Source organism: Thalassotalea sp. LPB0316 (genome assembly GCF_014898095.1).
Classification (GTDB): Bacteria; Pseudomonadota; Gammaproteobacteria; order Enterobacterales; family Alteromonadaceae; genus Thalassotalea_G.
On sequence record NZ_CP062946.1, the window covers coordinates 1,956,192 to 1,973,647 of the forward strand.

General features: G+C 41.8%; 11 protein-coding genes. 3 read left to right on the top strand and 8 right to left on the bottom strand.

Annotated features, from left to right (window positions below; all coding sequences use genetic code 11):
• Positions 1–21: 21 nt before the first annotated feature.
• The 6 genes from LP316_RS08655 to LP316_RS08680 are packed head-to-tail and all read right to left on the bottom strand — an operon-like array spanning position 22 to position 7,022.
• On the bottom strand, positions 22–1,716 hold the full coding sequence (locus LP316_RS08655; RefSeq protein WP_193020609.1) for a BatD family protein: 1,695 nt from the start codon (positions 1,714–1,716) through the stop codon (positions 22–24).
• On the bottom strand, positions 1,710–3,614 hold the full coding sequence (locus LP316_RS08660) for a vWA domain-containing protein (protein ID WP_193020610.1): 1,905 nt from the start codon (positions 3,612–3,614) through the stop codon (positions 1,710–1,712). Before LP316_RS08660 ends, LP316_RS08655 begins: the two co-directional genes overlap by 7 nt.
• Positions 3,607–4,614 (bottom strand): vWA domain-containing protein, encoded by a 1,008-nt coding sequence (locus LP316_RS08665; protein WP_193020611.1) that lies wholly within the window; start codon positions 4,612–4,614, stop codon positions 3,607–3,609. The genes LP316_RS08660 and LP316_RS08665 overlap by 8 nt, the downstream gene beginning before the upstream one ends.
• Positions 4,607–5,065 carry a DUF4381 domain-containing protein gene (locus LP316_RS08670; RefSeq protein ID WP_193020612.1) on the bottom strand — a complete coding sequence of 153 codons (459 nt, stop codon included), beginning with the start codon at positions 5,063–5,065 and terminating at the stop codon, positions 4,607–4,609. Before LP316_RS08670 ends, LP316_RS08665 begins: the two co-directional genes overlap by 8 nt.
• Entirely contained in the window at positions 5,053–6,036 is a 984-nt protein-coding gene (locus LP316_RS08675; protein WP_193020613.1) for a DUF58 domain-containing protein, read from the bottom strand. Before LP316_RS08675 ends, LP316_RS08670 begins: the two co-directional genes overlap by 13 nt.
• A gap of 29 nt (positions 6,037–6,065) precedes the next feature.
• Positions 6,066–7,022: an AAA family ATPase gene (locus LP316_RS08680; protein WP_193020614.1), complete on the bottom strand. Its 957-nt coding sequence runs from the start codon at positions 7,020–7,022 to the stop codon at positions 6,066–6,068.
• Positions 7,023–8,350: 1,328 nt separating this feature from the next.
• On the opposite strand from LP316_RS08680, the gene fadI reads away from it, so the two are divergent.
• The 3 genes from fadI to LP316_RS08695 all read left to right on the top strand — a co-directional run bounded on the left by fadI (position 8,351) and on the right by LP316_RS08695 (position 12,170).
• Entirely contained in the window at positions 8,351–9,658 is a 1,308-nt protein-coding gene (gene fadI / locus LP316_RS08685; protein WP_193020615.1) for an acetyl-CoA C-acyltransferase FadI, read from the top strand.
• Positions 9,658–11,787, top strand: a complete 2,130-nt coding sequence (gene fadJ / locus LP316_RS08690) for a fatty acid oxidation complex subunit alpha FadJ (RefSeq protein ID WP_193020616.1) — start codon at positions 9,658–9,660, stop codon at positions 11,785–11,787. The genes fadI and fadJ overlap by 1 nt, the downstream gene beginning before the upstream one ends.
• Before the next feature lie 182 nt (positions 11,788–11,969).
• Complete coding sequence (locus LP316_RS08695; protein ID WP_193020617.1) at positions 11,970–12,170, top strand: hypothetical protein; 201 nt, start codon at positions 11,970–11,972, stop codon at positions 12,168–12,170.
• A 239-nt stretch (positions 12,171–12,409) separates the two neighbouring features.
• Here the strand turns inward: LP316_RS08695 and LP316_RS08700 are convergent, their stop codons facing one another.
• Both LP316_RS08700 and LP316_RS08705 read right to left on the bottom strand, forming a co-directional pair.
• Positions 12,410–12,739, bottom strand: coding sequence for a hypothetical protein (locus LP316_RS08700; protein WP_193020618.1), 330 nt, complete (start codon positions 12,737–12,739; stop codon positions 12,410–12,412).
• 194 nt (positions 12,740–12,933) lie between these two features.
• Entirely contained in the window at positions 12,934–17,394 is a 4,461-nt protein-coding gene (locus LP316_RS08705; RefSeq protein ID WP_193020619.1) for an EAL domain-containing protein, read from the bottom strand.
• Between the last annotated feature and the right edge of the window lie 62 nt (positions 17,395–17,456).

Genomic DNA, 17,456 nt, shown 5'->3' on the forward strand with positions numbered 1-17,456 from the left:
TTGTAACCCTGCAGGGGGCAGCTATGGATTCAAGCTGATCTTTGACTTGGCATTAACACCTAACTTCGTTTTTTGAACCTGTTGTATTGCGCCAAACAATGCTTTGCCATTCCATGGCTTTTGCGTTTTGCTGTAATAACTTTCTTGGAGCTCGTTAAACGCTTTAGTAAAGCGATCATCGTTAATTAATTCACACGCTTGAGCGGTATTACTAATCGTTGCGTGTTGATACCCTTCGTGTGTTATTTTGAGGTTTAACCAAGGCACAAGTAAAGTTTGAACTTTCGCCCCGTCGCCTTGCTTACATGCTGATAAGAGTTGTAAGTAGTATTCATTAACTGTGCTAGCTTGGCTGTTTTCAACCTTGTTTTTGCGTTTACCTAGGTAAGTTGTTAAAGCCCACAGTGCCATCGTCAGTAGCCATAAACCTAAGAATAGCCATTGCAACCACGGCGTCTTTTCTACGGTGACAATTTGCGTTTCAACAGCTGGCGCTGGCATTGGTTGGGTTAATTGCGTGTTATCAGTAATCGCTGGAGCGGCGGGCAGGCTAGCGCTAGCATTTGGATTGGGTTTTACCGTGATAGTTTGGCTAGCAATTTTTGCAACTTCTTGACGATTAGTGACCGTATTCCACCATGGAATTTCAAACGCAGGAATTGTATATTCACCGGGTTTTGACGCTACAACTGCAAAGCTCTGAACTTTTTGTGAAACCAAGCGCGATTGCTTCAGTGACGTATGTAAATTCGCCTGATCTGGATAAAGCTTGAGATCAGCAATTTCAGCTAATTCGATTATTGGCAATTGTTCTTGGCTCAAACCTGCTGCCGTAATAGTGATAGTTCGGGTAATCGGTTCGCCAACAACAAACGCTTGCGGATCAGGTTGCCATTCGTCATGGACTGTCAATAATTCAGCGGGTAACCATGCACCGTAAACCCCCTCTGGAATCGGTTTAACCGCTAGATTGATGTCTTCACCTATCACACTAACCGATTTCGTTTCGCCAAACGAGAAAAAGCTTGAGCGGCCACCGGACGTTTGCAACTGGATTTCACCTGAAAAGAGGGGGGACTTTAACGTAAAGTTGCCACTTTCTTGCGGGCTGATGGTATAGGTGCGCTCAATTACCCGAAAACGTCGGCCGTTGATAATGGCGTCAGACTCTTGATCTTGGCCAATTTGTTTGATGATTGCATTTTCTAACTGCGGTTCAGATAAACTGCCGCGTTTGAGGTTGGCAGCAAAGTGTAATTTAACCGTTAACGTGATATTTTGCTGAACATAAAGCTCGGTATTAGATATTTCATTGGTAATAAACAAGTCGCGATTGTTACTCGCTGAGCTATCTTGCGGCGAATGTACTTTTATCGTAATTGGCTGAGTGTACTTGTCTTCAATTTTTAACGCAGGGATCACAAATTCGCCGGTTCGCTTGGCGATTAACACCGTACTCCATCTGGTTGAACGGGATGTTTTAAAGTTGATCATGCTAGTTTGCGAGCTTACTGACGTTCTGCCAACAATAAAGTCAGTTAATAGGGCTGAAGTGTCCAGGGCATCTGAGTCAACCTCGTCATCGGCAACGACTTCTAAAATAAAAGATTCACCTTTAAATACAGGGTTGCGATCAACGGTTGCTGTAACATTATCGAGTGCATAGCTCGCTATGCAGGTAAACGTAAAAAGAAACGCTGTTAAAAACCTTACCACTTTTTCTTCGCTCCTGAGTTTTGATGACGTCGTTTTTGATATTCCAGTTGCATTTTATTGCGCAACAATAAGTGAGGATCGTCGGTAACTTTATTGAGTAATTGCATGTGCTTTTGCTCGAGCTCTTTTTGTTTTTGCTCGTCAAGTTGAGCTTGTGCCTGACTCATTTGTTGAGCTTTCTGCTCTTGCTCGTTTTGCTGAGCTTGAGCGTTTTGCTCTTGCTGCTCTTGTTGTTTGTCTTGCTGGCTCTGCGACTCTTGATTTTGGTTATTTTGCTGTTGATCTTGTTTGTCGTTCTCTTGCTGTTCTTGGCTTTGCTGGTCTTGTTGCTGACTGCCTTGCTGATCTTCTCTTTGGTCACTATTTTGCTCAGACTGCTCTTGATCACCTTGCTGTTGACCTTGTTGGTCTTGTTGCTGGTTATTCTGGTTGCCTTGCTGCTGAGACTGATCTTGTTGTTGATTCTGCTGCTCTTGTTGATCTTTTAATTGCTCCAACAACTTTTTGTTATTGCTGGCTTGCTCAAAATCGGGTTGTTGTTCCAATGCTTGTTCGTAAGCTGCTATGGCATCATCAAATTTACCTAACTTGGCTAAGGCATTGCCTTTGTTATACAGTGCGCTAGGGTTATTAAGCCCCTCGAGAGCATCGACAGACGCTTGATAGTTACCCGCGCGATAGTGGGCACTGGCTTGCCACATCGGATCTTCAAATTGTTGAGCTGCTTGCGCAAATTGTTGGTTGTTATATTTTTGCTGTGCTTGTTGATTTTGCGTTTGCCACAGGTTTTGCCAGCTTTGTTCTATAGCTGAAGGCTGCTGTGGTGCTGTTGCTTGTGTTGATTGTTCCGGCGCATTTTGCGCAATTGCAGGGGCATTTGGCATAATCAAAAACGCGAGCGGCGCTAAGCTGAGAATAACGCCACGTCGAAAATAACTCAGTACTAAAGGTAAAATTAATAACACGAGATAAGGGCCAAGTTCTTGCCAGCTATCGCCAAGCTGGGATTGCTCTTCATCTTGCTCTTTGGAATCACTTGGCAGCTGATAGCTTGTTAACGCTTCAATATCGCTATTGTTATGACTTATTGTTCGATACTGCCCGCCACTTTGGCTGGCTAGGCCGTTAAGTTTTCCTACAGGTAACTTAGGGATAACGATTTGGCCGCTATCGTCTTTTAATAATTCACCATTTGGCAGGGTGATTGGTGCTCCTTCGGTGCTGCCAATCCCTAAAATATTCAAGCGATGTGGATAATCTTTAATGAATTCTTGGATAGCTTCAAGATCAAAGCGATCAACATCGTCGGTTAGCCAATAAATATCGCCCTTTAAATGGCCGGCATTCACTAACATATCGTTTGCTGTTAATAGGGCAGGAAACGGGTCGCTGCCTACTTCGGGCATGATTTCTGGCGTTAAGCTTGGCAGTAACAGTTTGATATTATTAATATCTTGTGTGAGTGGGCTAATAATAAACGCTGCACCGGCATAGGCCACTAAGCCGATATCACCTTCGTTAATGTTATCGAGAATATCGATGGCTTTAAAACGAGCTCGGGTGAGTCGATTTGGCGCGATATCGGTTGAATACATTGAATAAGACATATCCATTACGATCACTGAGCCGCGCTCTACGTTAAATACTGGTTGCGGCAATTTTTGATAGGTTGGCCCTGCAAGTGCCGTGATCACGAGTAGATAGATAACAACCGGCAAAACCGCAGAGGTTTGCTGTTTGTTGCTATTGTTTGCCATAAGCACTTGTTGTAAGTGCGCTGGAATAACTTGCTGCCAGCCAGAGTATTGATAGCTGAGCTTTTTTAGCAACCAAATGATCAGTGGCAGGGCGAGTAGGGCAATAAACCACAGCGGACGTAAAAAGTGAAAATCAGCCATTGCTCTGCTCCTTTGTTTGGTAGCCGAAACTTGGCAGTGCTTTTAGGATAAGTGCAAGCATAGCAATCGCTAAGGCGGCTGCTAATGAGTAGAAGAATAGTGCAGTACGCGGACGCATTTGCTGCTGCTCTTGCTCGACCGGTTCAAGGTTGTCTAATTGCTGATAAATTTCATTCATGCTTTGGCTATCGCGGGCGCGAAAATATTGGCCACCGGTTTGCTCAGCAATATTTTTCAGTGACTTTTCATCAAGCTCTGCCGATGGGTTAACTTTACGGGTACCGAAAATGGTGCGCTGGAGCATTTCATCAGCGCCAATCCCTATGGTGTAAATTGTCACATTTTGCGCAACCGCTAATTCGAGTGCTTGCTCGGGTGTTATTTTACCTGCGGTATTTTGCCCGTCAGTGACTAATAACAAGACGCGGTTTGACTGATCCTTTTGATTGAAGCGCTTTACTGCCAGTGCCATAGCATCGCCGATTGCTGTTTTCTTACCGACTAGGCCAATCACTGCTTCGTCAAGCATTTGGGCTACCGTTGCTCGGTCAAATGTCATCGGGGTTTGCATGTAAGCGTCATCGGCAAAGAGGATCAAACCTAACCTATCGCCCACGCGACGTTTAATAAAGTCGCCTAACACTTCTTTTAGCATGTCTAAACGATTGACGTTAGCACCGTGTAGTGACATGTCTTCAATTTGCATTGAGCCCGATAAATCAACGGCGATCATCATTTCCCGTGATTGGTTAGGAATATTAATCGGCTCTCCTAACCATTGTGGCCTTGCGGCTGAAACAACTAATAACAGCCAAATAATTATTAGCGTGAAAAGTGATACTTTTGAGCGACTTGGCGCTGTGGTTTGGGTATTCAAGCCATCGAGCTTGATCGGTACTCTTAATGCACTTTGCGTACGAGTGCCTTTACTCGGCAACCAATAAACCAATAGCGGGAGTACACTAAGCGTGAGTAACCATGGCCATTCAAAGCTAAACATCGCTCACTCCTTTAGCTGGCAACGCATGTTTTAACCAAAATGTGGCAGCTGCTTGAAGCGAATTGTCGTCTTGGTTATTGCGTTGGTAAAGGGTTTCAAAGTTGTTTTTAGCTAAGCTTTTAAACTGGCTTTGCTTGTTCGCCGGTAATGTTTTACTGAGAAACTCAAACAAGGCATGGCCGTATAGTTTCGCGACTTGTTGACGAGGAAAATAGGCCAGGGCTGCCCACTTTATTATTTCAATAACCTCTTGATTATTGTTAGTTTGTGCTAGCGCAAGCATGGCTTGTTTTTGCTGTTTACGACGTTTTCTTGCCAGCCAAATAACGCGGGTAATCGCCACTACAGCAACAATCGCTAGTACGATTAGAATATACCAACCGATTGCTAGCGGAAAGCTACCAATGGGCTCTGGTGTTTGAATATCGTGTAACTGTGCTAACGGGTCCACGCGTTAACCTCTGCTTTTATTTGTTCTTCGAGTAATTGCGCCGCCGAAATATTAAGCACGCGCCCGCCCGATCTTTTTAATAGTGCTAATCGCTGTTGGTATAAATTACTCGCCATTGCGTGATATTGCTTGGCTGACGCTTGATCGCCTAACACCATTTGTTGTTGGTTCTCGCCATCAGATAGGGTAACCGCTTGCTTGTTATTCGTTTGCGGCAGCTCTAACTCTAACGGATCTGAAATCAAACAGATCACTAATTCGCAGTGGCGAGAGATCATCATTAAATCGTTAATGTTATCTTGATTTAACTGATGGCCATCGGTGATCAAATAAACGAGTGCCCCAGGCTTAGCTAATTGCCGTAAACGGCGGCAGTTGTCTTGGAAATGGTTTTCTAAGTGAGGTGAAGATAGTGGTTGCTGGATTTCACACAGCGCATGTAAATAATGTAAAACACCTTGTTGACGCGAGCGAGGTTTTAGCTCGATATGCTGTGCTTCATTAAAGACAATACCACCGATGCGATCACCACGTGATTTGGCATGCCAAGCAAGCAATGCGGCTAAATGGCCAGCCTGGACTGATTTAAACAATAATTGACTACCAAAATGCATACTTTGGCTAAAGTCGGTGGCAATCAGTACTGGTCGCTCAACTTCTTCGCGAAATAATTTGGTATGGGTTTCACCAGTGCGAGCGGTTACGCGCCAATCAATGGTCCGAATATCGTCACCGGTTTGATAGTGACGAACTTCATCAAACTCCATGCCACGCCCTTTACTGCGCGCGAGGTAGTTACCTGACATTTTGCCATGTAATTGTTGACGCGGCGCTAAATTTATCAGCGCAGACTTGGCTTGATAAGCGATCAGCTCGTCAATTGATAACGCAATACCATTGGTGTTGGCTGCTTTTAGTTGTTGCTCAACACTTTGTATATTACCGGCAGATGCTTTTTTGTTAAACCACATCAGACTCACCTTTAGCACTCACTCGGTGTTTATCCAACCGCGACTAATGATAATAAGTGATCGAGAATTTGGTTGGCTGTTAGGCCTTCAGCTTCAGCTTGGTAGCTCAATAAAATGCGGTGGCGCAAAACATTGTGAAAAACAGCTTGAACGTCTTCTGGGCTGACGAAGTCACGACCGTGTAACCAAGCTCTAGCACGGGCACAGCGATCGAGGGCAATGGTTGCACGCGGGCTAGCGCCAAAGGCGATCCATTGTTTTAGTTTGTCGTCGTATTTCTCAGGGGTTCGCGTGGCGATAATTAAATCAACAATGTATTTTTCTACTGCATCGGCCATGTGAATACTGAGCACTTGCTCACGCGCTGAAAAGATATCGGCTTGAGTTATTTCTTTAACCGGCGCGGCGGTTTTGTTTAATGCTTCACCACGGTTAAGCTTTAAAATTTCTAATTCACTGGCTGCATCTGGGTAGTTGATATCAAGGTGCATGAGAAAACGGTCAAGTTGGGCTTCTGGTAACGGGTAAGTTCCTTCTTGCTCAATGGGGTTTTGGGTTGCCATGACAAGGAATAAGTCGGGTAATTTATAGGTGTTTCTACCGACAGTAATTTGCCCTTCGGCCATTGCCTCTAATAACGCAGATTGTACTTTAGCTGGCGCACGGTTAATTTCATCGGCTAAGACGAGGTTGCGAAATAGTGGGCCTGCTTGAAATTTGAAACTGCCATCTTCTGGACGATAAATATCGGTACCTGTTAAGTCGGCAGGAAGTAAGTCAGGGGTGAACTGAACGCGGTGGAAGTCAGCTTCTAACCCTTTAGCTAGTTCGTTAACCGCACGGGTTTTGGCTAAGCCCGGAGGACCTTCAACGATAAGGTGGCCATCAGCAAGTAAGGCAATAAGTAAATTTTCAACGAGAGATGATTGGCCAATGATTTGGCTTGCTAAATGCTGTTGCAAGGTATTAAAAGCTTGTAATGACATATCTATTTTAAATCTTATTATTTGTTAATGGCTACGTTACCATTTTATATGGGGCAATTGCGTTTAAACACAAGTATTTGAGCATATTTTTTGGTTAATTTGTAAAGAAAAATGAATCGATTACGTTTTATTTGTAAGTGAAGTGGAATATATCAGCTACCCGATTACTCGGTATGACGAAGTTGGTGTTACTTCCGCTTAATACATTTCGTCATTCCCGAATGTTGTTATCGGGAATCTCTTGGATGGGGGCTATTGTTTTGAGATACCCGACGACTCGGGTATGACGGTGTTTTTTATTTGGTAATGACGGTGTCCATACAATACATTTCGTCATTCCCGAATGTTGTTATCGGGAATCTCTTAGATGGGGGCTATTGTTTTGAGATACCCGACGACTCGGGTATGACGGTGTTTTTTATTTGGTAATGACGGTGTCCATACAATACATTTCGTCATTCCCGAATGTTGTTATCGGGAATCTCTTAGATGGGGGCTATTGTTTTGAGATACCCGACGACTCGGGTATGACGGCGTTTTTTATTTGGTAATGACGGTGTCCATAAAATACATTTCGTCATTCCCGAATGTTGTTATCGGGAATCTCTTGAATGGGGGCCGTTGTTTTGAGATACCCGACGACTCGGGTATGACGGCGTTTTTTATTTGGGTATGAGGGTGTCCATAAAATACATTTCGTCATTCCCGAATGTTCTTATCGGGAATCTCTTGAATAGGAGGCTATTGTTTTGAGATACCCGACGACTCGGGTATGACGGTGTTTTTTATTTGGGTATGACGGTGTCCATACAATACATTTCGTCATTCCCGAACGTTGTTATCGGGAATCTATTGGATGGGGGCTATTGTTTTGAGATACCCGACGACTCGGGTATGACGGTGTCCATAAAATACATTTCGTCATTCCCGAATGTTGTTATCGGGAATCTCTTGAATAGGAGGCTATTGTTTTGAGATACCCGACGACTCGGGTATGACGGTGTTTTTTATTTGGGTATGACGGTGTCCATACAATACATTTCGTCATTCCCGAATGTTGTTATCGGGAATCTCTTGGATGGGGGCTATTGTTTTGAGATACCCGACGACTCGGGTATGACGGTGTTTTTTATTTAAGTATGACGTTGTTTTTTATATGAAGATTGCATTGGCTATTTCAAAGGTTTTGCTTGCTTGACCAGATATTGACTATGCTTGAATGTTAGCTAGTCACTATTGTGTTGTAACAACGAGATTGAAAATTTTTCTCAAGTAAGTAGAATCAAGCTATCTCGACAGAGGTCAGACCTCTTTATTAAGGAATGAGTATGACAAAAAATACATTAACAACTCGCAATGGTGAGCGTATCGCAATTGTTGCCGGTTTGCGTACACCTTTTGCTAAACAGGCAACGGCTTATCACGGCGTACCTGCTGTAGACTTAGGTAAGATCGTCGTTAACGAATTAATTAAAAAACACGACTTAGACCCTAAAATTGTTGATCAATTAGTGTTTGGTCAGGTTGTGCAAATGCCAGAAGCACCAAACATTGCGCGTGAAATAGTCTTAGGTACGGGAATGAGTGTCCACACTGATGCCTATAGTGTTTCTCGTGCCTGTGCTACAAGCTTTCAGTCAACCGTTAACGTTGCAGAGTCTATTATGGCGGGTACGGTTGATGTGGGTATTGCTGGTGGTGCTGATTCATCATCGGTTGCGCCAATTGGTGTCTCTAAAAAGCTTGCTAAAACATTACTTGATTTATCGAAAGCGAAAACGTTTGGTCAAAAGTTTGGCCTAATCAAGCAGTTAGGCTTGAAAGATTTGTTACCTGTACCGCCGGCGGTTGCAGAGTACTCAACAGGATTATCAATGGGCCAAACAGCTGAGCAAATGGCGAAAACCCATAATATTTCTCGCGCTGATCAAGATGAATTAGCCCATCGCTCTCATACTTTAGCGACAGAAAACTGGGCTAAAGGTAATTTAGACGGTGAAGTGATGACCGCGCACCCTGAACCTTACAAATTATTTATCGATAAAGATAACTGCATTCGCGAAAACTCAGTACTTGAAGGTTACGCTAAATTGCGCCCGGTATTTGATCGCAAGCACGGCTCTGTTACGGCGGCTAACTCAACACCATTAACCGATGGCGCGGCGGCGATTTTATTAATGCGTGAAGGCCGTGCAAAAGAGCTTGGTTATCAACCGCTTGGTTATATTAAGAGCTTTGGATTTGCCGCTATTGACGTATGGGAAGATATGCTCATGGGGCCAAGTTATGCGACACCGTTAGCACTTAAACGCGCGGGTATGGAGCTTAAAGATTTAGATCTCATTGAAATGCACGAAGCATTTGCCGCACAAGCATTGGCGAATATGAAGATGTTTGGTTCGAAAAAGTTTGCCAATGAGAAATTAGGCCAAGATCACGCGATTGGTGATATCGATATGAGCAAGTTTAACGTGATGGGCGGCTCACTAGCTTATGGTCACCCATTTGCCGCGACCGGCGCGCGTTTAATTACTCAAACACTTAACGAATTAAATCGCCGTGGTGGCGGTGTTGGTTTAACCACAGCATGTGCAGCAGGTGGTTTAGGTGCAGCTATGATTGTGGAGACAGCATAATGACAGAACAAAAACAAAGTGCATTTGAGTTAATCAAACAAGACTCCGGTATTGCGCATCTCGTTATGGATGTGAAAGGCGATACGATGAATACGCTAAAAGCTGAATTTGGCGATGAAATTTCACAAGTATTAGCCGATATTAAAGCCGATACTTCACTAAAAGGTATTGTCCTTGTTAGTGGCAAGCCTGATTCGTTTGTCGCTGGCGCCGATGTCAACATGCTTGCAGGTTGTCAGTCAAAAGAAGAGGTGTTAGAAATTGCCCTTCAAGGCCACGCCATTTTTGATCAGTTAGTTAATTTACCTATTCCAATTGTAGCTGCTGTCCACGGTGCATGTTTAGGCGGTGGCTTAGAGCTTGCCTTGGCCTGTCATGGTCGTGTTGCTTCTGATAGCCCGAAAACAGTGATGGGCTTGCCTGAAGTTCAACTTGGTTTATTACCAGGTGGTGGCGGTACTCAGCGTTTACCTAAGTTAGTAGGGATCCAAAAAGCGCTTGATATGATGCTTACCGGTAAACAACTACGCGCAAAACAAGCGTTAAAAGCCGGTATCGTTAACGATGTAGTGCCTCAATCAATCTTGCTTCGCACGGCTGAAGAGATGATCTTATCAGGTAAAGTTAAACCTGCTCCGCGTAAAACATCATTGATGGATAAAGTACTTGAAGGCAATGCTTTAGGCCGTAAAGTTGTTTTTGATCAAGCTAAGAAAACGGTGTTAGCGAAAACTAAAGGTAATTACCCTGCGCCGCTTAAAATCATTGAGTGTATTCGTGCGGGCGTTGAGCAATCGCCGGCGAAAGGTTTTCAAGTGGAAGCGAATAACTTTGCTGAGCTTGTGATGACAGCTGAATCTGAGCAATTGCGCAACATTTTCTTTGCTACTACTGAAATGAAAAAAGAGCAGGGCGTTGAAGGTGTTGAACCCGCTAAAGTAAAACAAGCCGGTGTACTTGGCGGTGGCTTAATGGGCGGCGGTATTGCGTTTGTTACAGCAACTAAAGCTAAAGTACCGGTGCGTATAAAAGACATCAATCATCAAGGTATCAGCAATGCGCTTAAATACAGCTTTGATATTTTGAATAAGAAAGTAAAGCGACGCTTTATGCGTCATAGTGAAATGCAGAGCCAAATGGCTCAAATTACAGGTACACTGGATTATTCAGGCTTAAAGAACGCTGACATTATTGTTGAAGCGGTTTTTGAAGACTTATCATTGAAGCAGAAGATGGTTGCTGACGTTGAAGAAAATTGTAAAGCGTCGACAATTTTTGCTAGTAATACCTCGAGTTTACCGATCGGCCAAATTGCTGCAAATGCTAAGCGTCCTGAAAATGTTATCGGTTTACACTATTTTTCGCCGGTAGATAAAATGCCATTGGCTGAAATCATCGCCCATGAAGGGACGAGTGACGAGACGATTTCAACAACCGTTGCCTTCGCCAAAAAGCAAGGGAAAACACCGATTGTTGTTAAAGATAAAGCGGGCTTTTACGTTAACCGTATCTTAGCGCCTTATATGAACGAAGCGGCCATGTTACTGCTTGATGGTGAGCCTGTTGAGAAGTTGGATAAAGCCCTAGTAAAATTTGGTTTCCCTGTAGGGCCTATGCAGTTACTAGATGAAGTGGGTATTGACGTTGGTTCTAAAATTGGCCCTATCTTACAGGCTGAATTAGGCGATCGCTTTGCGCCACCTGCTGCTTTTGACAAGTTAATTGCCGATGGCCGTTTAGGTAAAAAAGCGAAGAAAGGCTTTTACCAATATGGCAGTGGTAAAAAAGGCAAGCAAGTAGATGAGTCTATCTACAACTTATTGGGCATTCAACCACAAGCGAAAATGGGTGAACTTGAAATGGCTAAACGCTGTGTGTACATGATGCTTAACGAAGCTGCGCGTTGTTTAGACGAAGGGATTGTTCGCAATGCACGCGATGGCGATATTGGTGCGATTTTCGGTATTGGCTTCCCGCCGTTCTTAGGTGGGCCATACCGCTATATAGACACCATTGGTGCTAAAAATTTAGTTGCTCAGTTAAACCAGTGGGCGGCAGCTCATGGCGAGCGATTTACGCCTTGTGACGCGTTAGTGAAAATGGCTGACGAAGGGAAAACCTACTATTAAGTTTTTACATTAAAGCGGCAATTTATTGCCGAGCGGTAAATCTTGTATAAAAAAGAGGCAATATTTGCCTCTTTTTTTATTGGGTAACTTTTAACCAGTTAAGACATTTGCTATTATACTCACCCCTTTGGTAGAGCTGTTGCTCTAATTTTTTTGTTGTTCGAAAAGGTTAAGTAGAAGTTATGTTGTTGCTTGTTGTTTTGGTTAGTCTTTTAAGTGCGAGTTATTTTTATGTTCAAGCGGTATGTAATGGCTTAGGTAAAAAGCGCTGGGCGTTCGCCGGCTTGGTTTTTGGTCCTTTATTACTACCCATGTTTAACATGCAAAAACGAATGAAAGCATACCGTCAATACGGCATTCCTGGACTTTTATTTAACGCATAGAGGTGATTGAGCCTTCCGTGATATAGAGGCGCTAACGTCCATGTAGCGTTTCTAGACTTTTGATTTTGGTTGCTTAATAGAGAGCTATTAAGTCTTTTGTTAGCTCCACCAAGTGGTAGCTGATACTTCTTTGATTTCAATTCGAGCTGCAATAGGATTTTCTTTAATCTCTGTTACAAATAAGCTTTTAATAAATTTAATCATAATACTGCCTTATGGATTAATTAAAACGACTTGATTTAAACTTTGATACCGCGACCTTTGGCCACTTTGATTCCACGGCCTTTAGCTGCTTCTTGAAAGTCATTAACTTTGATGCCACGACCTTTAGCTGCTTCTTGAAAGTCATTAACTTTGATACCACGACCTTTAGCTGCTTCTTGAAAGTCATTAACTTTGATGCCTCGACCTTTAGCTGCTTCTTGAAAGTCGTTAACTTTGATACCACGACCTTTGGCTGCTTGTTGAATGGTAGAAATAGTACCTGTATTTGCGATCTCACTTTGTTCTTGAATATCTGATACTGGAGAAGTTGCTAAACCAAGTGCTAATACTAGTGAACTGATCATTTTTATTATTCCTATTAATTGAAAGTCACAATCTATTAAGCAGAAATAATGCCAAAGTGTTAACGCTAGGTAAGTTAAGTGTTCTAGCGATGTTTGGATTGTTTTACATTTTTTTGACGCGGACAATTTTTAGTAAAAAAAAGCGCTGACAAAATATTGTCGGCGCTTTTTACTGGTCTGACTGTTGAAAACAATTAGCTAGTGAATTTAGTCGATTTATCAGTGATACGATACGATAGTAAATAGTTTTGGAAGTCTTTTTCTGATAACGGTTTACTGTATAAGTAACCTTGCATTTGCTCACAGCGTAAACCTGATAGGAAACTCAGCTGTGGCTCTGTTTCAACGCCTTCAGCTACAACGTTTAAGCCAAGGTTATGGGCAATAGTCACAATAGTGGCAACCATATTTCGTCCTTGATCTGAGTGTTCTATGTCGTCGACAAAGGCTTTATCGATTTTTAAGGTATTGAGTGGGAATTTCTTCAGGTAGGCAAGCGAAGAGTAACCGGTACCAAAGTCATCGAGTGATAAGTGAATGCCCATCGAGCGAATTTGTAACATCGTATCGATTGCTTCTTGCGGTGAATCCATAACCGTACCTTCAGTGATCTCGAGCTCTAAATATTTCGCCTCTAGTCCTGTTTCTTCTAGGATACCACTTATCATCTTCACTAAGTTAGGTTGAGTAAATTGCACCGCTGATAAATTGACGGCAATACGGCCTTTAAACAAACCAGCGTCAACCCACTTTTTAGTTGCAACACAAGATTTTCGTAATACAACTTCACCGATGTCAATGATTTGACCCGTCTCTTCTGATACTGGAATAAATACGCCAGGGCTAATTATCCCTTTGGTTGGCGTTTCAAAGCGGACAAGCGCCTCCATACCTGATACTTTGCCTGTACTAATTTCAATCTTGGGTTGATAAAAGACAGAGAAGAAATCTTCTTTTAGACCGTGGCGAATTAGGTTTTCAATTTGCAAGCGCTTAACCGCTTGTTTATTCATTGATTCACTGAAGAATTGGTATTTATTACCACCGAGGTCTTTGGCGTGATACATGGCTGTATCGGCATTTTTGAGCAGTTCCTGCGGCGATGCACCGTCTTCAGGGAACAAAACAATACCAATACTACTGTACAACACTAACTCTTGGTTTTTTAATTTGAGCGGCTGTGCAATGGTTTTTAGGATATCTTTTGCAATACTCGTAATGGTGTGAATATCGTTAGTATTCTCGATTATCAAACTGAATTCATCACCACCTAATCGGTATACCGAATCTTGTTTTCTGCCGATATTCAGAATTCTATCGGCAACTTTACAGAGTAAGACATCACCAACTTCATGTCCCATTGAGTCATTAATTTTTTTGAAGTTATCTAAGTCAAAAACGAGTAGGGCATGAGGGGTTTTGTTGTTAACTAACTTAGCTTGATGTGCCTGAAAATAAGAACGGTTTGGCAAGCCGGTCAAGGTATCTGAGTTGGCAAGCTTACGCAGTTCCGCTTCTGTTTGCTTACGCTCTGTAATATCTGAGAATACGCCAACAAAATGAGAGATGTTGTTGTTTTCGTCACGGATTACGTCAATATTTAAATCGGCTAAGTATAGCTCGTTGTTGTTGCGTAAACTTTCAACTTCACCGTGCCATGAGCCTTTGGTAATCAAATGCTTTTTAACGTTTTGGTTAAAAGCTTCAGAGTAACGAACAAACTTCATTGAGGTGCCAAGCATTGCTTGACGCGATGCCCCCGTAATCTTTTGGTACGCCTTGTTAACGTCGACGGTGATAAATTGACGATCGTAGATGATTACCGCATCTGATATGTTTTCAATACACTTGGCAAAGAGTTTCAGGCGTTCTTCTGCCGTTTTAATGTGGCTAATATCTTTTAATGTGCCCGTCATACGGGTTGGTTCATTATTTTTATCACGCTCAACTATCTTGCCTCTATCGAGGATCCACATCCATTTGTCGTTTTTCCCTTTGACTCGATAGGTTGCCTCAAAGTGTGTTGAGTCGTCGGCAAAATGCTCGTTAAGCGCATCTCTAACTCGCGGAATGTCTTGCGGGTGGATGTTTGTTTGGTCGGTCCCTAAGTTGCGTCGTCCATCTTGTGGAAAGTCTAATATTCCCCAAATATTCGAGCGATAAATTTTTCCTGTTGATATATTCCAGTCCCACATTTCATCGCCACTACCCCATAAAGAGATCTTTAATCGTTCTTCACTTTTTTTAATTTGTAAGTTGTATTGACGCTTGTAGCGAGCTTGCTGAATAAAGTAAGCAACAATGGCCATTGCCATAATCACATATACAAATATTGCTTTAGCTGATAACCACCATGGGGGAAGGATATTTAACTTTATGGAGTTAAATTGTCTAATTTCAGGGTGATATTTATCAAAAGCTTCAACTTTAAATGTGTATAAACCAGCACTTAAGTTTGTATAAGTTGCTCGTTTATTTGTTCGATCTGTCTCTATCCATTCTTCGTCAAGTCCTTCCAATTTGTATCTGTAAACTAACTGCTCTATCAGAGGGGCGTTTGGTGAAACAAACTCAAAAGTAAAGGGGGAATCTTTGTGGTTTAAAGTGAAGATATCTGTTTCACTTAACTGAAACTTTAAAATAGAGTTTGGTTTATTCGATGGCTTAATGTTTTTATTCAACACCCGCAAATTACTTAGAATAGGCTGTTTTATCTCCTGTTTAATCGATAAACCTAAGTCTGTATCCACTTTGTGGATTCCATTTAGCCCACCATAGTAAAACTGTTGGTCTGACGAGATGATGGCTGACGAGTACATTGCTTCATTTGTTTGCAACTTATAATCGGTATAAAAATTAAATATCTTACCATTAGCAGGGTGTAATATACTTACTCCTTTAGTTGTAGTTACCCAAGCATTATCTTTGTTGTCTAATACTAGGGAACTTATCATGTTATTGATCAAGCCAGTTTGAGTATTAAACTCAATACTTTGGCCATCTGTATGGATCAAAAGAACGCCAGTATCTGATGAAGTAAGCCAGATATGGCTATTACCAATAACGATTTTTTCGTAATCAGAGAGGGCGTTTGAAACCTTTGTGTTTAATGTTATCTCTTCAGGCACACTGCCTTTTACAGGTAGGGTATAGATCGCATTGTTATTTAGAACCCAAAGTCTATTCTCACTGTAATAAATGGACTTGCCCACAACAGGGTCTTGATAATAAATAGGCTCTTCTGTATCTAGGCTTATTGCGTTTAAGGTGTTTTCATTATCTAAATACCAAATGACTTCGTCATTCACCGCAATTTGGCTAGATGTTAAGTACGATGGTTGAACATTTATTTTTCCAAGCGATTTGTAAGAAAAGTTATTGGAATTGACTTTGAATAGTTCGCTTTGGTAGGTGACTGCTATAAAAAAATTGTCATCTACTCGTTTTAAAGTATTTATCTCAGATGCAAACGGTACATCTATTTTAGACACTCTATCACCTATTAGCCTATTCAAGCCCTCTGATTCAGAACTCAATAAAATCGAACCATCGGGTAGCTCAAGTAATTTCTCAATAGATGCCCCCCCTTCACTAAGACCAATCGGAACGTGTTCGAATAAAGCGTACATTGGACTAAACACTGAAAGGCCTTTGTATGTGCCAACATACATTTTACCTAAGCTACTTTTTAATACTTTCCTTGTGTTGTTGCTTGATAATGAGGAATTAACAGCAGAGGAACTTTGTAAACTCAATGACTGTGTATTGGCATTGAAGATTAATAATCCGTCAGCACTTGCAAGCCACAATGTGTTTTCGTCATATACAGATATTGATCGGATAGGAAAACCTGAGTTCAGTCGGTTTACTTCTGAGATTGGAGTCAAAACGGTTAACGCATTATTTAATTTAAATACACCTAAGTTTGTGGCTAACCAGTAGTGTTCATCAAAATATTTTATATCGAATAAACTATCTGCATTGAGATGAATACCATATTTATTCGAGTTATCATTCAGTGAAAAAGTAAAAGATAAGCTTTCATTCGAGATGAAAATTCCATTTCCATATGTACCAAACCAGTAATTACCTTTGTGGTCTTGGTATATGTTGATGACTTCTTTAAGTTTGTGCTCGAAACCTCTAATTCTTATTTTTCTGAAGTCATTATTCTCTTTGTCGTACTTGTGAATACCTTCAAGTGTAGACACCCAAATCTCGCCGTTGTTATCTTGATATATATCCCAAACTTCACTATCGATAAGCGAACTGGGTTCATCTTTTATATGATAGTAATTATCAAAGTTGTCGAATTTTCTGTTGTATCTACTTAATCCATTGCCAGTACCAACCCAAAGCGTATTAGTTTTATCAACTAATATTGTTCTAATAAGGTTATCGGCTATCGAATTTGGGTTGTTTTTGTCTTTTTTATAGACGTGAAAATTTTCACCATCGAATCTATTCAAGCCTTCTTCTGTTGCTAACCAGATAAAACCTTGTTGATCTTCAACGATATCTATTATTGTACTTTGTGAGAGTCCATGCTCAGTTAAAAAGCGATCAAACTTCAACTCTTGGGAAAATGTAGAGGCAAAACTCAGGGGTGATAAAACGAGTAACAACGAAAGTTGCAACAAAAAAACGAAACTCAAATTGTTTCTAAAACGGGAAAACAGCACTAATACTACCTTGCTAAACAACAGGAAATTGCAAC